Below are 23,976 nucleotides of genomic sequence, written 5' to 3' on the forward strand. Positions count from 1 at the left end.
AATACTCAAAACATCAAGCTCACCTTCTGTTGATTGTTCTAAATTTAATATTCTCAAACCAATTCGTGTTAAATTTTCAAGGTACAAACAAAATCAGATATTTATTAATGTGTCTTTTGACACCCTAATCCAACCAGAGAATTAAGTGAATCTGCTGGCGGTCCAATTCTCATATCTTTTTTTGTTTCACCATATGGAATATTTGTCCCCGCAACAACAAAAATAACATCATATTCACTTTGTATGCGGTCAAGTTCTGCTGCCTCTGGAGAAATAAAATTAGGCTTGATTTCAAGTCTGGAACCCAATGATAAATTCCATACTTTAATATCTCTATTTGAGGCGACAATGTTTCGTATCATTTTCAATACAGTAAACGAACTAAAACCCTTATGTGTTGCAACACCAAAATGTCGTACTCGGAATCTGCCACACCCATCATCAAGTGACGGATTACCTTGCGGACCATCTACAATAATATAACTTACTTCTGTTCCATGCTCATAATCTTCTGAGGTCAAAGGAATATTCGGATCAAGTAAATTTTTATATTCCACCCACTCATGAAAATACACCTTTTCATTAAATTGTGTGTCAATAACTCCTATTACAGGTTCATTGGTCGGATGAGGTATTAGGCTTTCTTCATTACTAGGCTCCTCCTTATCATCTAACACCTCATCTCTCGTAAGCCGGGAAAAATCAGTGACACTCATCGCAATCAGATACGAAGCGTTATTATATAACAGTTTCGCTTCATCTGGATTAAGTCTTAACGTAGTGCCATCAATAATACGTTCATCAACAATATGAATCCCAAACTTTGACAACAATTTCTTTGTTTCAATGCCCGTCTGATAAATTGTGATAATGGACTCCTCTGTTATCTCTTCTGTTGCGCGATCAATATCAAACCTTTCAACGTAAAATCCATCCACCACAGCATTTAAAAATTTGGATTTAGAAAATTCACGAAATCTATCCGCCGGCGTCTCTGCTATCTTTTCTGTCTCCTCGCTAGTAATATCTCCATTAAAGTATTTTTCAATAACAGATATTGTTTCATTCAAAACTACGATTGCTTTTTCAATCGTTTTAAGCGAAACATAATGAGTAAACACATGCTTTTGTATCTCTTTACCATCCTCGTCTGGTTCCCATATAAACTTAACTCCTCTGATAGATTTCGTAGGCGATTTACTATTCTCAGACAACAAAATTTTCAGTCTATTACTCTTTGCAACAATATGCGTATAGTGTACGCTAACCAAAGCACCATTGATATCTGTATTGGTTCCCCAGTATTGCAAAATTCTTTTCAATTGCTCAGATAATTCAATAAGATGTAACGAAGACACACTTCTTCCCTTTGGAAGTCTCGGCGAGCCAGGTTTGGAGCCATTAGGCCTTTGTTCAAACCTTCCTTTTAATTGTAAAATGTTATTCATTCATTACACCTTCTTTCAGTTCTCTTGCAACACTACTTTTTGATTTTCCAACCAGTATTTCTATTTCTCTAACTGTAAATTTCTGACTCTGAAGTTTTTTCAAATCTTCCGGTTTTTCATTGCAAACTGCATAGTAAAGCCTTCTAAAATAATCCATACCATCACGTGGATTGCTAAATGCGATAGACGTTTTAATCAAATTTTTCAATTCTCCCGGATATGGTATCTGTGGCATTAGTTTCATTATTTTACGGAACAAGCGGATATCCCTATTTGCCAGTTTTAATTTATCAAGATATTGATCTAACATCTTCTCTGCAATCGTAAGAAGATCTTCTTGGGTATATCTATCAAAATCAATAACTGAATCAAATCTTCTAATTAACGCTTTGTCAAAATATTTATAAAGATTCGTCGTTGCAACTAAAACAACATTTTCATTCATTCTATCGAATCCCTTCAACATAGCAGAGGTGGCGCGTCCCATTTCCCGTAAATCATTCTGATTCGTTCGATCTAAAGCCAAGGCATCGATTTCATCAAACATGACAATTACCTTATTTGGTTGAACAAAACTATTTATTTCCTTGAATAACATAGATAAATTCTTTTGTGTCTGTCCAAGCTTACTATCAATCACTGCTGAAAAGTCCACCATAAAAATTTCTCTATTCAATATTCGTGCAACTTGCTTAACTGCCTCTGTCTTCCCTGTTCCTGGCGCTCCCTGAAATAAAAACTTATTAATTCCAACATGACGTTCAATTGCATTTACTACGCCCAATAAATCACTGGTAATTACATCTGGAAGTAACAGAACCTCTTCCTTTCCCTCAATTTTTTCAAAAAAGGGAGAAGTATTCTCCGACATCTGTGGTACAAACGTATTCACATTGGACAATAAGGACATAATATACTCCGAAAGCTGATAATCTCCAGAAGCATCAAATCCTTTAGCAATTTCATAAGCTTCATTTCGAAAGCCCGCATCATTCTTTTCTACATAATACTTTATTAAACTTATCACATTTTTTTTCTTCATGATACGCACTCTCCTCCTCATTTTTCTATGCTTTAGCTTATCATGTTGGGACATTTTTGTCAATATTGGGACAAATATCACAAAAACTAAAGGAGCATTTACACACGATCCTGTAAATGCTCCTTTAGTTTTTATCCTATAAATTTATATACAAAGCAGTTTGCCGCTGTTACACCGCTTTCTGCTGGTGTCTCCTTGTTACCTTCCCATCTTGAAATGGATGAATACGCTCAAATCTCACATGAAATTCAATCATTGTTTCTAATGTTATATTTATAGTACTGTTATACCACATCAACAGTTTTTGCATTTCATTATGAACATTTTCTGGAAGAACAGTTTCCATCCCGCCCACTTCATTTGGCAGAGTTTTATAATCACCAACTAAAAACCAGTCTTTTCTGGAATCACTGGTCCCCGATTTTAATAAAAAATGGAGTTCTTTGATAAACTTTTCTGTCAAGTCTGCTTTTGACTGTTCGATAATAAAATCAATTCAGCGGAAATGGTTTACGGTTTCGATGATATTATCTACATTTAGGCTCTCATTCTCAATACCAACCGTATTTGTTTCAAAAATATATCTCGTCTGATCATGGGTCAGTCTGCTGCCTTCAATATGATTGGAGTTATATGTCAGATCAATCTGAGTCTTATGATAAATACCCCCGGATTTTTCCGTCTTCTTTTCATACTGTAATATTTCTAAAAGTGTTTTTGGCTAATTGCCTTTTTTATTTTTACGTTCTGGCTTCACTGCATTTTCTGGTATATTCCATATTTTTCCTGTAAGAAAGGCCCCTTGTACCCGGCCATTAGCACAATAATTCCGCACGCTGCGCTCAGAAATTCCCCATTTGTCTGCCATCTGTGATACAGAATAATAATCCATTTTAAATCCCCCACATCATATAATTATCTATTCATAAATCCAATTCTTGTACCAGTATACCACATTATCGGCAATATTCCATTATGTTTTTTCGATTCCATAGCGTTTATTGCCGATATCAGTCAAAAACATCCATCCAATTTATTTTTGGAGATTCCATTGACAGACAAATCCTATTGTCGGGCTATGATTAGTTTTTATAATAACTGCTTAATTTCCATGTTTTATTTGTTCTTACAAATACAGCTGTGGCAGGATTAGCCGTTTCCGAATCTTCGGGAATAAAAACAAGAAAATAGCACACATCATTAGGAAGATATTTTTTCTCTTTATCATTAATCTGGTCTTCCGGAAATATTCCATATTTATCGTAGCTGTTTTTTTCATAGTTTATAGATTCAAATTTGATCTTGTTTTCCTTCAAATATTTTTTCAATTTTGCTTTCATCTTTTTAATATCCGCCGGACTCTGATTCCATGAAATTTTGCTTTCTGCAACCTGTTCTGTCGATTGTGTCTGTTTCTTTTCAGTAGACTGTATCGTTTTCTTATTGTTACAGGCAGTAAGAAATACTGCTAACAGTAAGCAAGTAATTAAAACTTTTTTCAAGATTTTCTCCTACATTTAAAGAAGCCCTCATTTCATGTATCTTAATTAAAATAAAGATAACGAAAGAAGGCCTATAAATCAATACAATTACAATAATTTTAGTTTCTGAGCTAATCTTAAAATAGCATGTCCCTTCGGCATTTGTTTCAACTCTTCTTCTGAAAAAGTTTGAAATTTAATTACAAATATAAAGTAAATAATCATACCAACAGGCACCGCAACAGCCAAGCAAGCCGCATAACCTAAGCTAGATCCAGATATAAACTGTTCAAAAGCCCAGGAAATGATAAATATTACAATTCCCATGATTCCAGCACTGAAAACAGGTTTTAATACAGATTTTTTTACATCCTGTCTATACCCTGTAAATTTAGTGAGCGCCCGGGCGTTCAGCATGCTCATGACGACTGAAAAAGCCACCGTTGCCAAAACGATTGCATAAACATTGGCATTTGTGGTCTGAATTAAAAGTACCAAAACTGCAACATTTGCTATAACTGAAATTGCCGAATGCTTTACCGGTACTCTCATCTTCCCAAGTCCCTGTAGGATACCGTTTGTCATAGTAGACAGACAATAAAATACAATAGAAACAGCTCCGACTTGCAGCATCCTCGGACTCAATCCCTCAACTGCATATTTGGGTCCGAACAACAGTCCAATCACAGGTTTTGCTAAAACCGCAATTCCAACTGCGCATGGAATAGCAATCAATAATATAAACCGGACGGCTGTATCAATATTTCTTTTGATTGCATCCTGGTCATTGACCGCATAAGACCCTGCAATGTCAGGTACAATCGCATTGGATAAAGAAGATGCGATCGCGATGGGAACATTGATCAATACATTATACTGGCTTGAAAACAGGCCGTAAAAAGCAGATACTGTTGTCTCCGGCAATCCTTTATTCGTCAGCAGATGTCCAAATAAAGTAGAATCTATACTGGCACTGCAGTTATATATAAATGTACTGAAAATTACCGGGGTGATCGTAAAGAGCAGAATCTTTACAATTCGTTTGTAGGATTCGGTCTTTTTTGTTTTATCGTGCTTTATCTGTAACTTTACTTTTGGTCGATAACTTAAATAAACAATAAAGCAGAATAAAAGTCCGATCAAAACACCTGCTCCAGTACCTATGGCACTTCCTGCTGCTCCGTGTTCAGCCAATTTAAAAGCTGCTGCTTTTGTAGCATGTCCTACATAAGGCGCAACTAATACATATGCCATGACAACGCTGACCACAGCATTAAGCAGTTGTTCGATGATCTGTGATACGGAGGTAGGCACCATAGTATTGTGCCCTTGGAAATATCCCCGCAGTACACCTAAAATTCCGGAAAAGAATATTGTTGGCGACATAGTCCTTAGTGCAAAGACAGACCCCTCATTCGGAACAAGAAAAGGGGCCCCAACATATGTGAAGATGAACCCTGCACCGCCAACTACTGTCGCGTATACTAAAGCTCCATGAAACACTCTCTGTGCATTTTTATACTGTTTCATTGCAAGCCTTGATGCAATCGCTTTGGATACTGCCAGTGGAATGCTAAACGATGCTATCAGTAAAACCACACTATAGATCGTATATGCAAATCCATAGTATCCCATTCCCTGCTCGCCAATAACAGAAAATAATGGTCTTCTATACAGTAATCCAATAATTCGGCAAAGCATCTGAGCCGCAATCAATATGGTTCCTTGTACTAAAAAACTGCTCTTTTGTTTTTTCCCCATAGTTACCTCTAATCTCTCGTGTAGTGGACCAGCTGCAAGATCTCTTCCTGTTTCTCTTCCATCACCGCACGTTCTTCATCTTCCATGTGGTCATATCCAAACAGATGAAGCATACTGTGGGCGATCAAAAAGGCATATTCTCTCTCCAGGCTGTGTCCGTAAGCCTCGGCCTGTTCCTTTGCCTTGTCCATGGAAATCACAATATCACCCAGCATCAGCTCCCCTGAATCCGGGTGAAACGCTGCCGGATCTTCTTCCAGTCCGTCGAAACATCCCGGCTTTTCGTACTCGACCATCGGAAAGGAAAGAACGTCCGTGGGACGGTCAATGCCCCTTTGTTCCAGATTGATCCGATGGATCTCATTATTTCCCACGAGCATGAGATTCACTTCGCACTCAAAAGGGCATGTTACATAATCCACAGCAGCCTCAATAACTTGTCCGGCAATCATTTCACAGTCTATGCCTGCTGTTCCTTCATACTCATTCTCTAAAAAAACACTCATAACTTTACCTGTCTTTCGTTCGTTTCCGGGGAGTTTTCTCTTTTTTCTTTCGGTTTTTGCTTTCTTCATATTTATCATATGCCGTGACGATCTGCTGTACCAGAGGGTGCCGCACGACGTCCTTGTTTGTCAGCTTACATATTCCGATATCCGGAATTTTCCCAAGTACTCTTACTGCTTCTTCCAGGCCTGAAATACTGTCAAACGGGAGATCTTTCTGGGTCAGATCACCGGTAATGATCGCCTTTGATCCAAAACCGATCCTGGTTAAAAACATCTTCATCTGGGCGGGTGTCGTATTCTGTGCCTCATCCAGGACGATGTAGGAATTATCCAGTGTCCTTCCCCTCATATAAGCCAGAGGAGCTACCTCAATCAGACCCTTTTCCATGTTCTTCATAAAGGCATCTGCCCCCATGATCTCATAGAGAGCGTCATAGAGCGGCCTTAAATACGGATCTACCTTGCTCTGCAGATCCCCCGGAAGAAAACCAAGCTTCTCACCGGCTTCTATGGCCGGCCTGGTGAGGATGATGCGGTTCACTTCATCATTCTTAAATGCAGTGATGGCCATGGCCATGGCCAGATAAGTCTTTCCGGTCCCTGCCGGTCCGATTCCAAACGTGATCATCTTCTCTGAGATCTGTTCCAGATATTTTTTCTGTCCCAGTGTCTTGGCTTTCACAGGCTTTCCCTGGACGGTGTGGCAGACCACATCCTTATCCAGTTCCAGCAGATGGCCGCTTTTTTCTTCCATGGACAGGGACAAAGCGTAATTGACATTCTGTTCTGTGATAATGTTGCCTCTCCTGGAGAGTTCCAGCAGTTCCCCGATCACAGACTCCGCTTTTTTCACAGCTTCTTCGCCGCCCACCACTTTCAGCTGTCCGTCTCTTAAAATCAAGTTTACATGAAGAGTCTTTTCGATCTTCTTCATGTAAACATCAAATTGTCCAAATACATTTCCTCCATGCTCAGAAGGAAATTCCAAATCTATTTCTATTGGATTCATAGGTACTCCTCAACATTTTATTTTCTTATATTAATAGTAGTTTACCATTTGCCTCCGATCTTTTCAACATTTTGTCATACGGCAGCAGACAGAATTACTGCGGAGCAGCGGTTGTCGGCGTAATTTTTTCTACCTGTTTTTTCGTCAGAGATTTTATATTTCTGATCTTTCCAACCGGCTCCTCAACATCAATCGTCCCCTTGGCAATGTAGTCATTTCCCTGTCTCTCATATTGAATGTTGGTTTTTATCACTTTAATTCCCTTTTTCTTCTTGTCATTGACATATGCGGAGAGCCGTTTTTTCAGCTTATCCTGAGCCTGTGCTTCCGTCAAAACTCTTCTTTTGGGTTCGTATCCTTCAAACTTCTTTGTTGTGATGCCGATTGGAAAATACAGATCACCGATGTGCAGCAGTTTCTTCTCACCTAAGACGTCATAATCCCCTTTCTGCTCCTTGATCGGAAGCTTGAGCTGCCAGTTTAACAGCTGTATACTTTCCACCCGCGTACTTTTCGATATAAACTTTTTCTCATAAGTGGCAATCGGTATGGTCTCCTTGTAATCTTCTTTGATTCTCAGAATAATTTGCCCGTCGGCTTTGATCTTGCTTGTCTCGGTGACCTGATAATCGTCACTGTAATAATAGATCATTCCCGAAATGAGCGTATCTCCCCTTTTTACTTTGTCTCCCACCTGGACTAAAGGAGTGCCGCTTTTTACTGACATAGAAGTAATTGTTCCCTTTTTATTGGAAACAATATCACATGGCTTTCTGGGATTTTGTTTCGTTTTCCTGTCCAATGATTCCTTTATGTCAATATGTAATCTGGTGCCGTTGATGGAACAGGAAACCCATGCAATGCCTTCGTGGTCTTCCCGGATATGTTCCTCTAACAGGTTGCAGTCAATCTTTTTCTTATACGTCCCGATTTGATAAAAATTGCTCTTTACATATTTCAGCATATCGCTTTTGGAATACCGTTCATTTCCCGACACTGTGATCTCCCAGATAAACTGGGACATTAAAAACATCAGGACTAAGGCCATGCCGATGCCGAAGAAAAACACCTTTCGTTTCCGGTGCTCCAATAAAAAAAAGGGAAGCCCCTTTCTCCCCAGAATCCGGACTGAAGTCCCGGTTTTTTCTGCAAGTGCCAGAACAGTTTCATAGGCTCTCTTTTGTACGGAACACTGATATCCATTCCCACCCGGCTTCAGATTCCAGAGCACCAGGTTTTGTTTTGCACATAGGTTAAGAAAACGTTCCACGGAAGGACCTGATATCTCTAAAAATATACTTCCGAAAAAATACTGTATTAATCTGACCATCCTGATTCTCCTTTATGCGTATTCCAGCCGTGTGATTTCGCCGGTCACCTTCATAATTTCCATGGAATAATATTGAATGACAAGATTTGTCCCTATGATCCTCAAAACCACGTGGTTTCCCTGGACGGCGATTTGATTTTCTTCGTAAGACAGGATTCCCTTATAATTTTCAATCATCACCTGTTCATTGCCGGTTAAGGTAATAATAAAATCGCCAAAGACCACATCTCTTGGAAGGGATAAACCTTTGGCTAATGCCTCCTTTGGCTTTTTCTTCATATAGACCCTCACTATGCTTTTTGGCGCAGCAGCACACTTAAGCATCCTATCGTTGTTTTAATATATGCAAAAGAAAAGCACCGTATACCTCAAGTATACGATGCCTGCTTCTATTATTTTACTTTTCTTTTACGAGCCGCTTCAGACTTTTTCTTACGACGAACACTTGGTTTTTCGTAATGCTCTCTTTTGCGGATTTCCTGCTGAATACCTGCTTTGGCACAGTTTCTCTTAAATCTGCGAAGAGCGCTGTCTAAAGATTCATTTTCTTTAACGATAACGTTTGACATTCTTAATTCCTGACCTCCCCTCCAGCCTTATATTGTGCATTATGACTGTTTGGGCACTTTCTTGCACTAGATTATTATACCATAATTGGGATATTCGTCAATAGTTAAAATCATGTTTTTCAACGGAAAAAATGAGTTTTTATAATTGACTTTAGAGAGGATTCCAGATCTCTTTAAGAAGATGCTCGGGCACCTTTGTCTTTACCTCTTCTTCAACTGCGTAAATACAATAATTTTTTAAATCTTCTGCGGCTACCCCTGCACTTCCGGTAAAAGCCCTCGGTGCCATTCCCTGCTGCCGGCCTAAAAAGGACAGCGGTGAGTCGCTTCCAGTATCATTGACGGTGTCTTTTACCTGATATGTATATTTTACATGATAGATGTCTAAGATATCCCGGATTTCATTGAATTTCTTTACGGATCTGCCCTGATAGATCTGCTGTTTTTTCTTTAGCATATAACATTCTCCTAATATCCGAATCGTTAAATTGGTTCCACAAACTTTTCATATATTATATCATTCTTTTAATTTTCAATCAACTATTTATACAATCACAATATCATGAGTATTTTAATAGCTTTTCATTCTATTTTTTTCTAATATATGTTAATATAGTATTAATTATAAATTTATTAATCTTTATAAATAAAGATTTATGAAACAACTAGTTCATCTAAAAGAAAGGAAGGTACAAATGAAAAAATTGAAACAAATATGCAGCGTAATGTTATGCATGATTATGGTGACCGTATTTACCATAACTCCAATCCGTGCAGACGATGTAACAACACCTCCAACTACTACTATTTCAGGAACTGCTTCTATCACAGGAACCGTTTCACAATTTTCCGAGACTAAGGATGTAAAAGTTTCAATCTTCATGTCCTCAAAAATATCTCTGTCCATAAAATTCCCCGCAGTCTTTATCTGCTCCTGCGTGATTTCCTTACTTTGAATACGCCAGCCAGCAGACCAAGAGATACGAACATTAGTGCAAGCCATGTTGTCATATTCGTGCTGTCGCCGGTCTTGGGGCTGTTAGCCGTTGTCTGCTTATCTGTACTTTCCGGTTTCTTATCTGTATCCGTTGCAGACGGTTTCTTGTTATCGTCTGTTGTTGGCTTCTGTGTGTCTTTTTCCTTGACAGTCAATGTAACTTCAACATCTTTTACAGTATTGTAATTATCCGTATCTTCTGGTGTATAAGTTACTTTGAATGTATTCGTTCCAGCACTTCCAACAGAAGTTGTTGTAGCGTCCTGCCACGCAAAGCCCTCTGGAAGTGCTACGTTTGCAAGGGTCTGTCCGACAGTTGCCGTCAAGCCAGTTGGTGCTTTATAAGTCGGGTCTGCCTTGCTGATTGTAAACTCTTTCCAAGCTGTCTCCGCTCTCTTATAAGTATCGTCTTCTGCAACAGTCGCTTTCACTCGATATGTGCCAGCATTTTTTGGAGCAGTATCAATATCATTCCAATTATTACCGTCTTTGACCTGATAAGAGAATGTAACATCTCTGTTATCGCCTGTTACGATACAATCATCTTTTGATAATGAAACTGGGGTTTTATCATAAATCCTATCAAGATTAAGTGGGTTTTTGAATGTAATTGAGTTGTCAGCTTTTTCAATCCATTTAGCCTGATAAGTATGACCGGAATTATCCAACTTGTTTACCGGGGAGTTTATTATGTCAATTTCTTCCCACCCATCAAAAGTGTATCCAGATTTTACAGGAGCTGCATATTCATCAAGAGAAAACACCGTATCCTCTGGAAAAGTCCCCCCATCTGTAATAAGAAATACGTGGCTATATCCGCTATTCGTATTTAGGTTATTATGGGTACCACCAATGTTTGCAACTTGCGCTTTGTCAGAAACATATACAACAGCAGAGTTACTGCCCGTGTAGGTAGCGAAAGAGTTAGAAACAAAGGTTGTCGGGATATTTTCGGTCATGTTAAAAATGACCTTATTTCCAAAGTTGGATAATCCATACTTTCCAATACTGTTTAAAGTTTTAGGTAGTCTAATGTAGCCTGCTAAATTGCAGTTGTTAAAGCCATATTGTTTGATTTCTGTTAGCGTGTCGGGCAAGGAGATGCTTGTATTCGTGCTCCAATTTTTAACATTCTTAAATGTTTGGTCTCCTACGCTAGTAATCCCCTCAGAAATAATTACCCTGCTGACATCGTTTTGGTTCCACGGTTGTTTGCCTACTATCACATCTCCACAAGTAGATATTTCCCCAGATCCGGAAAAAGTCAAGGTGTCACCTTCAACATTGTATTCAGTCAGTCCGATTACCCGAATGGTGTAATCGGCTTGTGGTTTATTTATATAATATTCAGTAAAATCAGTACTTCCTGCACGGCAATCCGCTACCCAGTTACCATCAGCATCAAAAGCAGCGCATGCAAGAACTGCATTCTGAATATTGTCAGCATAAGTAACTGATAAAGAAACTTTTGCGTCTTTGGAAACAGTTATTTGCTGGGCGTTATCTGTATTTGTAAATTTAATCTCATTGATAACATCGCTATATTTGCTAAAACTATCAGAGTCAATTGTTACAGTAACGTTATTGCTAGTATCAGACTGTGGCACAATGCCTGTGCCGGAACCGTCATCCAGACTAGCAGGAGCAATACTACGGTTCAGATTCGTAGGTTCGCTCTCTGTTTCCGGGTTTACATCATCTTTGCCTGTAGTGTCTGTATCTTTGGTGTCGTCCGTTGTTGCACCAGTCGTATCATCTGTTGTATCAGTGTTATCTGTCATATCCGTCGTATAGTCAGCTTCATTTTCCTGCACTATAGTATCATCATTTTCCTGTGCGAAAGCAAGATTAGACTGTACGCCAATGACCATACATAAGACGAGCACGCAGGCGAGTAGGCTTTTCAATTTTTTTTGCTTCATCTTATTTCTCTCCTTTTTGATTTTTCATATTTGTGGAGGTCTTGAACCAGACAGGGCAAATCCTGCATCTCCATGAGCCGTTGTTTCTCTGGTTCGCTCTCCCGATTTCTCATTATAAGAAATCTTCGTTTTGCCGTTATCTCGTTTTCCCCCTCCCCTCAATGTAGATTATGATATTCACATCAGGATAAAAGGATTGAGTGGTCAGAAATACACACGGCACAAAAAGCAGACTTTTTGTGCCGTGTGTGTTATCATTTAGTATAGGATAATTTTGGATAAAAATTGTGGTTTTAAACTTAAATCAGTACAAAAAAACAAAGTTTAGAAGTGGTGTAGAAAGTCTGCTTTTTGTGCCGTGTGTATTTCTGACCACTCAATCCTTTTATCCTGATGTGAATATCATAATCTACATTGAGGGGAGGGGGAAAACGAGATAACGGCAAAACGAANNNCTTCGTTTTGCCGTTATCTCGTTTTCCCCCTCCCCTCAATGTAGATTATGATATTCACATCAGGATAAAAGGATTGAGTGGTCAGAAATACACACGGCACAAAAAGCAGACTTTCTACACCACTTCTAAACTTTGTTTTTTTGTACTGATTTAAGTTTAAAACCACAATTTTTATCCAAAATTATCCTATACTAAATGATAACACACACGGCACAAAAAGTCTACTTTTTATGCCATTTCTCTATGCCTTTGGTTGCTGGTAACGGGCTATCCACCTCGCAAACGTGGTGTGATGATAGATTTCTTCAAAATCCTCCGGGAAATCATGTTTTGGTCGCCCGAACTGTACGCCTTTTTCCTTTGCGATACGTATTCCCTCCGCCTGCCTTTGTTTTGTGTTTTCTCTTTCAATCTGGGCGACGTAGGAAAATATCTGTAATACCAAATCCGCTATAAATTTTCCCGTAACGCCATTGCTCCAGTATTTCATCATAATCACGTCCCAGACGGTCTATGGACTTGATATAAAGCTCGTCGCCTGCTTTCAGTTTCCTCACCAGCCTTTGATAATTCCTGCGTTCAAAATCCTTTCCCGACTGTCTGTCAATATACATCTGTTTCTTCGTCAGTCCAATTTCCTGCATGGCTTCCACCTGTCTTGCGATATTCTGGTCTTTGCTCGAAACTCGGATATGTGCGTATTTCGCCATGTTAAATTCCTCCTTTGTCTGTTATCCACAAAGGAAATTATAATCAAGGCAATATTTCAAAATATGAACAAAACAATAAACAAACGACGTACAAATCTATGAAGAAATGTACAAGAAATAAACCATACTATTTTTCCATAATCATCCTTTTTTATTGATATGAAATTATTTACTTTTTTTAGAATAGCACAATTAAAATAGTAGTTTTTTGTCCTGTCATAGATATCATACAAATTCAACTAATTCTATAATTATATTTTAAATACGCTCATAACAGTAAAAACCATGGAATGCAACCCTTTGCTGCACGTCCATGGTTTTTTAACTTAGTTCTATTTACTTCAGCTGTCCGGCCAGTTCTTCCTTCGCCTTCGCGATCGCATCATCGATTCCTTCCGGCTTCTTTCCGCCTGCCTGCGCCATATTCGGACGGCCGCCTCCGCCGCCTCCGACACATCCTGCGATGCCTTTGATCAGATTTCCCGCATGGGCTCCGGCTTTCTGTGCCCCGTCGGTAGCCATAGCCACAAGGAACACTTTTCCGCCCAGAGAAGATGCCAGAACTATGACGCCCTCCCCAAGTTTTTCTTTCAGGGAATCACCCAGCTCGCGCAGGCCGTTCATATCCACATCGGTCACTTTTGCCGCCAGAAGTTTCACTCCGTTTACTTCCTGCACCTGATCCATCACATCCCCGAGAGCATCTTTCGCCAACTTGCTCTTTAGAGACTCGTTTTCGCTGTGAAGTTCTTTCAGCTCTGCCATCAGGGCTTCCAGACGTACCATCAGTTTAGACGGGGTTGATTTTACAACCTTTGCGGCCTCCATAAGTTCTTCTTCCATCTTCTCATAATACTCAAAGACCGCTTTGTCTGTGATAGCCTCGATCCTTCGGACTCCGGCCGCAACTCCCGTCTCTGAAAGAATCTTGAATGCAGTGATGGTGCCTGTGTTAGAAACATGGGTACCTCCGCAGAGTTCCACAGAGAAATCTCCCATAGAAACGACACGCACTTCATCCCCGTATTTCTCGCCGAACAGAGCCATAGCACCGGTATTCTTGGCCTCGTCCATAGACATCAGCTTCGTCTCCACCGGCAGACTGGCAGCAATCTCCTCATTTACGATATCCTCCACCTTTTTGATCTCATCCGGTGTCATCGGAGAGAAATGAGTAAAGTCAAACCTCAAATGCTTTGCATTGTTGCTGGAACCGGCCTGTTCTACATGGCTTCCCAGCACGGTGCGCAGCGCCTTCTGCAGAAGATGGGTGGCACTGTGATTCTTCTCTGTCTGACGGCGGTTTCTCTCATTAACATTTAAAAGAACCTTCTCACCGACACTTAAATTTCCTTCATTTACATATCCTACATGTCCGAATTTTCCTCCGGAAAGCTTAATCACATCTTCCACGGCAAAAGAGGAATTTTCGCTCAGGATCACGCCCTGATCCGCTTCCTGTCCTCCGCTTGTGGCATAAAACGGCGTCCTGGAACAGATGATCGTTCCTCTCTGCCCTTCCACTAAAGAGTCCGTCAGCTCTTTATCCGTCGTCATGGCAATGATCTCTGATTCGCAGGTCAGTGAATCATATCCGACAAACTCAGAGGTCATAGCAGGGTCCAGCTGTTCATAGACTGTTGCGTCAGCTCCCATGTAGTTGGTCGTCTCCCGGGCCTCTCTCGCCTGCTTTCTCTGCTGTTCCATGGATTTCTGGAATCCTTCCTCATCTACGGAAATGCCTTTTTCCTCAAGAATCTCCTTTGTCAGATCCAGAGGGAATCCATAAGTATCATAGAGCTTAAAGGCATCCTTTCCTGCAAGCTCCTTCTTTCCTTCTTTGGACATGGCTTCTTCCATGTCCGCAAGAATCTGAAGTCCCTGGTCGATAGTCCTGTTGAACTGTTCTTCCTCTGTTGTAAGAACCTTGTAAATAAATTCTTCTTTTTCCTTCAGTTCCGGATATCCGTCTTTGGACTCTGCGATCACGGTCTTACTGAGTCCGGCCAAAAACAGATCCTTCATGCCAAGCATCCTTCCGTGTCTTGCCGCACGGCGGATCAGACGGCGCAGCACATATCCGCGGCCTTCATTGGACGGCATGACACCGTCGGAAATCATAAAGGATGCAGACCGGATATGGTCTGTAATCACTCGGATAGAAATGTCATTCTTCTCATCAGCGCCATAAGTCACGCCTGCCAGTTCACAGATCCTGTCACGGATCGCTTTGATCGTATCCACATCGAAGATAGAATCCACTTCCTGGACTACGACAGCCAGACGCTCAAGCCCCATTCCGGTATCAATATTTTTATTGTCTAATTCTTCGTAATTGCCGTTTCCGTCATTTTCAAACTGTGTGAAGACATTGTTCCATACTTCCATGTAGCGGTCGCATTCACAGCCCACCGTACAATCAGGGCTTCCGCATCCGTACTTCTCTCCCCGGTCATAATAAATCTCTGAACACGGTCCGCATGGTCCTGCACCGTGCTCCCAGAAGTTGTCCTCTTTTCCGAAACGGAAGATCCTCTCAGGAGCAATGCCGATTTCCTTCTCCCAGATCTCGAATGCCTCGTCGTCATCCAGATAGACAGAAGGATACAGACGTTCCGGATCAAGTCCCACAACCTCAGTCAAAAACTCCCATGACCAGCGGATTGCTTCCTTCTTAAAATAATCCCCGAAAGAAAAGTTTCCGAGCATCTCAAAAAATGTTCCGTGACGCGCTGTCTTTCCGACATTCTCGATATCTCCGGTACGGATACACTTCTGACAGGTCGCAACTCTGGTCTTCGGGGGCACTTCCTGGCCTGTAAAATATGGCTTTAACGGGGCCATACCTGCATTGATCAGCAAAAGACTCTTATCATTCTGAGGCACCAGAGAAAAACTCTTCATCACCAAATGATCTTTGCTCTCAAAAAAATCAAGGAACATTTTCCTTAATTCATTTACTCCATACGATTTCAAATCTCCATCCTCCTAAAAATTAATATGAAACTATTCTGCCCGGACAGATGCCTATGGTGGCAGCTTCCTTTACAGCAAAGAAAAACCTTCTGCTGCATCAGAAGGCTTTCCATTCTATCTTACACATCTTATTCCTGATCCGGTTTCTGCTCATTCTTTGCTTTCTGCTGCGCTTTCTTCTGCATCTTACCGACAGCCATCTTCTTTCCGAAAAAAACGCCTCCTACCGATACGGCAAGCAAAAAAATAAACTTGATCAGATATGTGACAAACTCTGATAAATATGCGTGCATGTCCTGCCTCCTTTATCAAACCACGGTTCTTTGGTTTGCTCATGTGGCAATTATATCAAATCGGACAGCGAATGACAATTATTTTCTTTCAATTAATTCCCTGGTCACCTCGTCCCAGGTCATACCCCGCTCTGCCATCAGGACCATCAGATGGTACAGGAAATCAGAAATCTCATACTTCATTTCCTCCACATCCGGATTTTTCGCCGCAATGACGATCTCCGTGGCTTCTTCCCCTACTTTTTTAAGGATCTTATCAATTCCCTTTTCAAATAAATAATTCGTATAGGAACCTTCCTTCGGATGCTTTTTGCGGTCCATAATCACATCGTAGACAGACTGGAACACTTCCATCGGGTTGTCATCTTTGTATTCCTTCTTTACAAGATCCGTAAAAAAGCAGGAATAGCTCCCTGTATGGCAGGCATTCCCCAACTGCTCAACCTTAGCCAAAAGTGTATCTTTGTCGCAGTCAATGGTCAAAGACTTTACATACTGATAATGTCCCGAGGTATCTCCCTTGGTCCACAGCTCATTTCTGCTGCGGCTGTAATAAGTCATGATACCGGTCTCGACGGTCTTTTCAAACGCTTCCTTTGTCATATAAGCAACCATGAGCACTTCATTGGTCTTATAATCCTGAGTTACCACGGTTAGCATTCCATCACTGTTTAATTTAAATTCATCAAAGCTCATAGAACTTTCAAATGTGTTGACGCCGAATTTTGCAGCCCTGCACTCGTGTTTCAGTTCCATGACTCCAAACGTCTCTCTGGATGCCACCGCCAAATCGTCGGCACCGGTAAGTTCTAAGATGCGGACAGCTTCTTTCGGATCTGAAATGCTCACCATCACCGGAAGGCCAGATACTTCTTTAATTTCTTTGATCAGGGATGCAAATGTTTCATACCCTTTGTCTGCCAGCAAAAGCAGTTCTCCAGCTCCGAGCCTCGCCATTTCCTTCGCAAATGATACCGGTTCTTCCTGGCTTTCCAGATCCACGGACACGATGATCTGATCCTTTCCGAACCGGTCCCCGGCCTTTTTAACGATTTCCTTGTCCACAAGGACTGTTTTTCCAAGGCAGACCTTATCGGCTCCGGCATAAAGAATCTTCTTCACGTCTTCCAGGTCTTCAATGCCTCCTCCGGCATAAAGCGGGATGTCAATATCCTTTGCAATCTCTTTCACTGTCTCCGCAGTTATTTTCTCGTCGTAATAGCTGACGGCATCTGCACCTGAATGATCGTATGCCTTTGCCGCTTCTGCAAGCTTTTCCCCATAAATGCAGGGAATGATTTTTTTCTGTCGTTCCATCTATAATGCCCCTTTCGTGGAAAGCACATCCGCAATCCGCGGGTCCATACCGGTTGCCTCGTCCAATGCCTTTGCAAATGCCTTAAATGCCGCCTCCATCAGATGATGGTTATTGGTGCCGGAGAGCTGCCTGATATGCAGATTCATGGCACCGGCATAAGATACCGCATAGAAAAATTCCCGGACCATCTCCGTGTCAAATCCTCCGACCCTGTCCGCAGTAAAGCTAAGGTCCGTGTCAAAATACGGCCTTCCGGATAAATCCAGACCGCACAGCACGAGAGTTTCGTCCATCGGCAGTACAAAGGAGCCATACCGTTTGATGCCCTTTTTATCTCCTGCCGCCTGTTTGATCGCTTCACCAAGAACGATCCCCGTGTCTTCAATGGTGTGATGGCTGTCCACATGCAGGTCGCCGTCCACCTTCACTCTCAGGTCAAAAAAACCATGCTTTGCAAAACTGATCAGCATGTGGTCAAAAAAACCGATCCCTGTGTCCACCTCAGAGGCTCCCCTGCCGTCCAGGTCGATAAACAGTTTAATCTTCGTTTCACTTGTGTTCCGGATAATTTCCGCGCTGCGACTCATATTGCTTCCTTTCTCTATTCGTTTTCAAATCTCACTTTAATAGAATTGGCATGGGCTGTCAATTCTTCCTGCTCTGCAAATGTTTCGATATCTTTGTGGACCGGTTTAAGAGCCTCTCTCGAATAATAAATCACACTGGATTTCTTGATAAAATCGTCCACACTCAGTGGTGAGAAAAACCTTGCTGTTCCGTTGGTGGGGAGTACATGGTTCGGGCCTGCAAAATAATCCCCCAGCGGCTCACAGCTGTACTGTCCGACAAAGATTGCCCCCGCGTTTTCGATCCTTGTCATGACATCAAACGGATTTTCCATCATGATCTCCAGGTGCTCTGAGGCGATAGAATTTGCCGCGTCCACTGCTTCTTTTAAATCTTTGGCGATTAAAATATATCCGAAAGAATCCAGAGATTTTTCCATGATCTCCGTTCTTGAGAGCTTTTTCAGGAATCCATCCACTTCTTCAGAAACCTGTTTTGCCAGTGTCTCACTCGTCGTCACCAGGATAGCGCTGGCCATCTCATCATGTTCTGCCTGGGATAACAGGTCCGCGGCCACATACCGGGGATTGGCGCTGTCATCGGCCAGCACGAGGATCTCGCTCGGTCCCGCGATGGAGTCGATACTCACATTGCCGTACACTGCTTTTTTCGCCAGAGCCACGTAGATATTCCCCGGTCCCACGATCTTGTCTACCTTCGGGATTGACTCTGTGCCGAAAGCCAGAGCCGCTATTGCCTGGGCGCCCCCTGCTTTGTATACCTTTTCGGCTCCGGCTTCTTTGGCCGCCACGAGAGTATTCGGATTGACCTTTCCGTCCCTGCCCGGAGGTGTCACCATGATGATTTCTTTCACTCCTGCCACATGAGCCGGCACAACGTTCATGAGCACAGAAGACGGATAGACCGCCTTTCCTCCCGGCACATACACTCCGCACCTGGCAAGTGGAGTCACCTTCTGTCCAAGTAAAATGCCGTTCTTTTGTGTGTCAAACCAGCTGTTCTGCTTCTGCTTTTGATGGAAGTCCCGGATATTGACGATAGCCTTTCTGATGATGTCAAGAAGCTTTGGCTCTACTTTTTCATACGCTTCCTCGATCTCAGCCTCCGTCACCAGCACAGTGTCTGCCGTAAGCTTTGTTCCGTCAAACTTCTCGGTGTACTCAAACACCGCCTCATCGCCTCTGGCTTTTACATCATTGACGATGGCATTTACCTGCTCTTCGTACCCCTCGTAGTGATTCGGGCTTCTCTTCAGCAGATCGTTTAAAATATCCGCAATAGAATCTTCATTTACTTTTACAATTCTCATGGCACTACCCCTGTTTCTTCTCGTCTAACAACTTCTTTAATGCAGTCACAATTTTACTGATCCTCTCCTGCTCCATTCTCTGACTCACCTGGTTTACGACCATCCTTGCAGAGAGCGGACAGATCTTTTCCAGCACTTCCAGTCCGTTCTCCCTTAGTGTAGACCCCGTCTCCACGATATCCACAATAACCTCTGAAAGGCCGACGATCGGTGCCAGTTCCACGGAACCGTTGAGCTTTACGATCTCCACGGTCTGGAGTTTTTTATTATAGAAATACTCTTTCGCGATATTCGGATATTTGGACGCCACCCGGATCAGCTGACTGCCGTTTAAATACTTTTTGGCTTCTTTCGGCCCGCAAACGCACATCCTGCATTTACCGAATCCAAGGTCCAGCACCTCGTAAAGATTCCGTCCTTCTTCCAGGATCGTATCCTTTCCGACCACCCCGATGTCTGCTGCCCCGTATTCCACGTAAGTAGGCACATCGCTGGCCTTGGAGAGGAAAAATTTAAGCTTCAGATCTTCGTTTACAAAAATCAGTTTTCTTGTTTTTTCATCCTTCATCTCTTCGCAGGTAATCCCTATCTGTTCCAGCAAAGATAATGTCTTCTTGGCAAGCCTTCCTTTTGCCAATGCAAATGTTATATATCTCATCTCACTGCCCTTTCGTTAAATCCCTGACGGTATCCCCGGTTTCATAGTACAAAACGCATCCGATCCGGTGATCCGAAGACATGGTCATATAATCTTCCAGATTCCTGTCCTTCTTTTCCAGTATGACTGTCTTTCCTTCTTTCCGATAGCCCACAGCTGCCGGGATGGCGGCTTCCATGGCCTCCTCTTCATAGACGATCAGCATGTCTGTGAAATCGGCCTCCATTTGGATCTTCTGGCGTTCCAGCGCCATCATCAGGCTGTCTAGCACGATGGCAAAACCGATGGACGGTGCTTTCTTTCCGAACTGTTCGATCAGGTTGTCGTAACGGCCTCCTTTTAAAACTGCGTCTCCGGTTCCGTAGGTATATGCCTTAAAAATAACCCCGGTGTAGTAATTATGACGGCTCAGCATGCCCAGATCAAAGCTTATGTACTGCTCCAGCCCGTACACCTTAAGCATCCGGTAAACTTTTCTCAGCTTCCGGATGGCTCTCTTTGATGTCTCATTAGACACAAGGGCATCGGCCTTATCTAAGATGTCTACATCGCCGTTGAGCTCATTGAACTGGACAAAAACATCTTTTACGGCCTGGGGAATATCTAGGCTTTCCACAAATTCGATCAGGCCGAAGAAATTTTTATTGATGATCAGCTCTCTTAACTGCTCTTTTACGTCTTCATCTTCTATACACTCTACGAGTCCCTGGAAATACTCGACCTGGCCAATGGTCAGCCGGAAATCTTTCAGTCCGGCATTCAGGCAGCAGTCGAGCGCCATGGCGATGATCTCTCCGTCTCCGTGGCTGGAAGGATCATTGATGAGCTCTGCGCCCATCTGGCAGGTTTCCTTTAGTTTCAGCTGATAGCTGGAATTATTCAAAAAGACATTCCCGGTATAGGCAAACCGCAGATTCCGTTCCTCACTGTCATAATACTTTGCCACGCACCGTGCCACAGAAGGCGTGATGTCCGGCCGCAGGACCAGGGTATTTCCCTCCCGGTCAAAAAATTTGTACATCTCTTTAGAGGAAACAGTTCCTTTCTCACTGTTAAATATATCGAAAAATTCAAAAGTTGGGGTTATGATATTCTCATAGCCGTAGAGGGCAAATACATGATTTAATTTATCCTTTAACCTGAGTCTCTTTTTACATTCCAATCCGTATATATCCCTTACTCCTTCCGGCGTATGGACCCTCTTCTGATTCATAATTCTTCTCCTTCTTCACTTCAATACACTAAAGTGGTAATTCACTACCATGTTAAATACTTTAGTTATCATACCAGTCTATCTTTTCGTTGTCAACCGTTTTACATATCTCTGTCCGCGAAATCTTCCTCCATATGGCTGCTTGCGCCGTACATATCGCGTCCCACAACCCGTTTTGCGATCCGTTCTTCCTCGATCCACCGGCTCAGAAGATCCTTTACCCTTCTGGAATCAGCAATATTTTTAAGTTCAATTACCGGGTTTGAGGCATCCCTTGTGGTAAGGCGGATCGTCCCGGTGCCGAAAATGCGGTTTCCGAAAGTTTTCTCATAGGAGACATCCATGACTCTGTATAAGAGGCATTCTTCCTCATGTGTTGACAAAAGCCCTGTCTGCGTATATAATCTTTGGTTCTCAACTCTGTATTTTGTAAAGGTAATCGGCCACCACAGCAGATGACTGCGGTCTGACCATGTTTTATTTTGTTCATCTATCATTGGCTCGGTCCTCCATATTCTGAAAATTACCTTTCCATTATACCTGCATTAACGGCAAAAAATCAACCAAAACAGGGCGCGGCGTGATATAATACGATTAACTAAAAAATGGAGGTGCAGCTATGGCATTTGACGGATTTGTCATTTCAAATATCGTAAACGAACTAAATGAAAAAATATTAAACGGAAGAATTTATAAGATTTACCAGCCTGAGGCCGATGAGATCACCCTGGTGATCAAACAGAACCGGGAAAATTTAAGGCTCCATCTTTCTGCCAGTCCGGGCCTGCCGATCGTCTATCTGTCGGATCAGGGCAAACAGAACCCGATACAGGCCCCAAACTTTTGTATGCTGCTGCGAAAGCATCTGAGCAACGGCCGTATCGTCTCCGTAGAACAGCCGGGCTATGAGAGGATCATCGAGATCACCGTGGAACATCTGGACGAATTAGGCGATGTATGCCAAAAGAAACTGGTCATCGAACTGATGGGCAAGCACAGCAACTTAATCTTCGTGGGACAGGACGGAATGATCCTCGACAGCATAAGACACGTGGGGGCCAACATGAGCTCCAAACGGCAGGTCCTGCCCGGCATGGCTTACTCTATGCCTCCCACACAGCATAAAAAGGATATAGATTCTTTGACTCTGGAAGACTTTTTAGCCGGGATCAAGCCAAAACCTGTACCAGTCACCAAGGCACTTTACTCGTCCATCACAGGCATGAGTTCGTTTTTGGCAAATGAGATCTGCTACCGCGCTGGAGTCGACGGCAGCCAGTCCACAGATTCCCTCACGCAGGACCAGTGCTCCGGTCTCTACTCCCAGCTGAAAAAACTGGCTGTTTCCGTGGAAAAACACGAATATGTGCCCAATATTATTTATCAAAACGGGGAACCGAAAGAATTTTCCTGTTTTCCGATGACGTCTTATGAGACATCTTATGAAGTGAAAGTCTTTCCCACCATCAGCGATGTCCTGGTCATCTATTACTCTGAGAAGGAAAAATATGCGAGAATGAAACAGAAGTCTGCCGATCTGAGAAAAATTGTCCAGACGTCCATCGAACGCACGAGCAAAAAATATGATCTGCAGAGAAAGCAGCTGCTCGACACGGAGAAAAGAGATAAATATAAAACATATGGGGAATTAATTCAGGCATATGGATACGGCCTTGAACCTGAATCCAAATCCCTCACGTGCCTGAACTATTACACCAATAAAGAAGTCACCATCCCTCTTGACCCTTTCAAGACTCCTCAGGAGAACGCGCAGAAGTACTTTACCAAATATAATAAACTGAAACGGACCTATGAAGCTCTCTCCGAGCTTACGGTTGAGACAAAGGATGATCTGATGCATCTGGAATCGATCGCATCTTCCCTGAATCTTGCAGAGAACGAACAGGATCTTTCCTCCATCAAACAGGAACTCTCAGATTATGGATATTTGAAAAAGCGCGGTTCAAAAGGGGCTAAAAAACCGACGAAGTCAAAGCCTCTCCACTTTTTGTCCTCCGATGGATTCCATATGTATGTAGGCAAAAATAATTATCAGAATGATGAGCTGACATTTAAATTTGCCAACGGCGGCGACTGGTGGTTTCACGCAAAAAATATGCCTGGCTCTCACGTCATCGTGAAAAAAGAGCAGGCAGATACTCTGCCGGATGCTACTTTTGAAGAGGCCGGGCGGCTTGCCGCTTTTTACTCCAGCGGCCGTCAGGCGCCAAAAGTAGAAGTCGACTATGTACAGAGGAAGGAATTGAAAAAACCGCCGAAAGCAAAGCCTGGATTTGTTATTTACCATACGAATTATTCTATGATGTGCGTCCCGGATATCTCAGGCATCAAAGAACAGTAACCTATAAAGCATTCTGGCGGTTATCC

General features: G+C 42.3%; 20 protein-coding genes and 2 pseudogenes. 1 reads left to right on the forward strand and 21 read right to left on the reverse strand.

Going from position 1 to position 23,976, the window contains the following annotated elements:
• Positions 1 to 104: 104 nt before the first annotated feature.
• The 21 genes and pseudogenes from QGT46_RS05560 to QGT46_RS05660 form a co-directional block, all read right to left on the reverse strand.
• The gene (locus tag QGT46_RS05560) at positions 105 to 1,448 is read right to left on the reverse strand and encodes a S8 family peptidase (protein WP_301589905.1); all 1,344 of its coding nucleotides are present in this window, start codon (positions 1,446 to 1,448) and stop codon (positions 105 to 107) included.
• A complete protein-coding gene (locus QGT46_RS05565) occupies positions 1,441 to 2,490 on the reverse strand; it encodes an ATP-binding protein (protein ID WP_024727755.1) in 1,050 nt (349 codons plus the stop codon). Before QGT46_RS05565 ends, QGT46_RS05560 begins: the two co-directional genes overlap by 8 nt.
• 205 nt (positions 2,491 to 2,695) lie before the next feature.
• A pseudogene (locus QGT46_RS17230) lies at positions 2,696 to 3,382 on the reverse strand (Fic family protein); the annotation flags it as partial.
• Positions 3,383 to 3,572: 190 nt separating this feature from the next.
• On the reverse strand, positions 3,573 to 3,992 hold the full coding sequence (locus tag QGT46_RS05575) for a hypothetical protein (protein WP_024727757.1): 420 nt from the start codon (positions 3,990 to 3,992) through the stop codon (positions 3,573 to 3,575).
• Positions 3,993 to 4,079: 87 nt separating this feature from the next.
• Complete coding sequence (locus QGT46_RS05580; RefSeq protein WP_148459210.1) at positions 4,080 to 5,732, reverse strand: putative polysaccharide biosynthesis protein; 1,653 nt, start codon at positions 5,730 to 5,732, stop codon at positions 4,080 to 4,082.
• A gap of 8 nt (positions 5,733 to 5,740) precedes the next feature.
• Positions 5,741 to 6,238 (reverse strand): rRNA maturation RNase YbeY, encoded by a 498-nt coding sequence (ybeY, locus tag QGT46_RS05585; RefSeq protein WP_024727759.1) that lies wholly within the window; start codon positions 6,236 to 6,238, stop codon positions 5,741 to 5,743.
• 4 nt (positions 6,239 to 6,242) lie between these two features.
• Positions 6,243 to 7,250, reverse strand: coding sequence for a PhoH family protein (locus tag QGT46_RS05590; RefSeq protein ID WP_148459212.1), 1,008 nt, complete (start codon positions 7,248 to 7,250; stop codon positions 6,243 to 6,245).
• Positions 7,251 to 7,344: 94 nt separating this feature from the next.
• Entirely contained in the window at positions 7,345 to 8,580 is a 1,236-nt protein-coding gene (locus tag QGT46_RS05595; protein ID WP_148459213.1) for a sporulation protein YqfD, read from the reverse strand.
• Positions 8,581 to 8,592: 12 nt separating this feature from the next.
• Complete coding sequence (locus QGT46_RS05600) at positions 8,593 to 8,859, reverse strand: YabP/YqfC family sporulation protein (protein WP_024727761.1); 267 nt, start codon at positions 8,857 to 8,859, stop codon at positions 8,593 to 8,595.
• Between the two features lie 113 nt (positions 8,860 to 8,972).
• Positions 8,973 to 9,149, reverse strand: coding sequence for a 30S ribosomal protein S21 (gene rpsU / locus QGT46_RS05605; RefSeq protein WP_006567174.1), 177 nt, complete (start codon positions 9,147 to 9,149; stop codon positions 8,973 to 8,975).
• A 151-nt stretch (positions 9,150 to 9,300) separates the two neighbouring features.
• Entirely contained in the window at positions 9,301 to 9,606 is a 306-nt protein-coding gene (locus tag QGT46_RS05610) for a hypothetical protein (RefSeq protein ID WP_006567175.1), read from the reverse strand.
• Between the two features lie 467 nt (positions 9,607 to 10,073).
• Entirely contained in the window at positions 10,074 to 12,068 is a 1,995-nt protein-coding gene (locus QGT46_RS05615; RefSeq protein WP_148459215.1) for a leucine-rich repeat domain-containing protein, read from the reverse strand.
• 696 nt (positions 12,069 to 12,764) lie between these two features.
• A pseudogene (locus tag QGT46_RS17475) lies at positions 12,765 to 13,233 on the reverse strand (recombinase family protein).
• Positions 13,234 to 13,569: 336 nt separating this feature from the next.
• Positions 13,570 to 16,209, reverse strand: a complete 2,640-nt coding sequence (alaS, locus tag QGT46_RS05625) for an alanine--tRNA ligase (RefSeq protein ID WP_148459217.1) — start codon at positions 16,207 to 16,209, stop codon at positions 13,570 to 13,572.
• 128 nt (positions 16,210 to 16,337) lie between these two features.
• Positions 16,338 to 16,502: a hypothetical protein gene (locus QGT46_RS05630; protein ID WP_009289798.1), complete on the reverse strand. Its 165-nt coding sequence runs from the start codon at positions 16,500 to 16,502 to the stop codon at positions 16,338 to 16,340.
• Between the two features lie 78 nt (positions 16,503 to 16,580).
• On the reverse strand, positions 16,581 to 17,819 hold the full coding sequence (gene hisIE / locus QGT46_RS05635) for a bifunctional phosphoribosyl-AMP cyclohydrolase/phosphoribosyl-ATP diphosphatase HisIE (RefSeq protein ID WP_148459218.1): 1,239 nt from the start codon (positions 17,817 to 17,819) through the stop codon (positions 16,581 to 16,583).
• Positions 17,820 to 18,407 carry an imidazoleglycerol-phosphate dehydratase HisB gene (gene hisB, locus QGT46_RS05640; protein ID WP_024727767.1) on the reverse strand — a complete coding sequence of 196 codons (588 nt, stop codon included), beginning with the start codon at positions 18,405 to 18,407 and terminating at the stop codon, positions 17,820 to 17,822. It lies immediately after the preceding gene.
• A gap of 14 nt (positions 18,408 to 18,421) precedes the next feature.
• On the reverse strand, positions 18,422 to 19,717 hold the full coding sequence (gene hisD / locus QGT46_RS05645) for a histidinol dehydrogenase (protein WP_024727768.1): 1,296 nt from the start codon (positions 19,715 to 19,717) through the stop codon (positions 18,422 to 18,424).
• A gap of 4 nt (positions 19,718 to 19,721) precedes the next feature.
• The gene (gene hisG / locus QGT46_RS05650) at positions 19,722 to 20,375 is read right to left on the reverse strand and encodes an ATP phosphoribosyltransferase (protein WP_148459220.1); all 654 of its coding nucleotides are present in this window, start codon (positions 20,373 to 20,375) and stop codon (positions 19,722 to 19,724) included.
• A 1-nt stretch (position 20,376) separates the two neighbouring features.
• The gene (gene hisZ / locus QGT46_RS05655; RefSeq protein ID WP_148459221.1) at positions 20,377 to 21,588 is read right to left on the reverse strand and encodes an ATP phosphoribosyltransferase regulatory subunit; all 1,212 of its coding nucleotides are present in this window, start codon (positions 21,586 to 21,588) and stop codon (positions 20,377 to 20,379) included.
• Between the two features lie 101 nt (positions 21,589 to 21,689).
• A complete protein-coding gene (locus QGT46_RS05660; protein ID WP_024727770.1) occupies positions 21,690 to 22,085 on the reverse strand; it encodes a PH domain-containing protein in 396 nt (131 codons plus the stop codon).
• 122 nt (positions 22,086 to 22,207) lie between these two features.
• Here QGT46_RS05660 and QGT46_RS05665 point away from each other — a divergent pair, with 122 nt between their 5' ends.
• Positions 22,208 to 23,950, forward strand: coding sequence for an Rqc2 family fibronectin-binding protein (locus QGT46_RS05665; protein ID WP_024727771.1), 1,743 nt, complete (start codon positions 22,208 to 22,210; stop codon positions 23,948 to 23,950).
• Positions 23,951 to 23,976: the final 26 nt, after the last annotated feature.

The organism is Anaerostipes faecis, assembly GCF_910574135.1.
Classification (GTDB): domain Bacteria; phylum Bacillota; class Clostridia; order Lachnospirales; family Lachnospiraceae; genus Anaerostipes; species Anaerostipes hominis.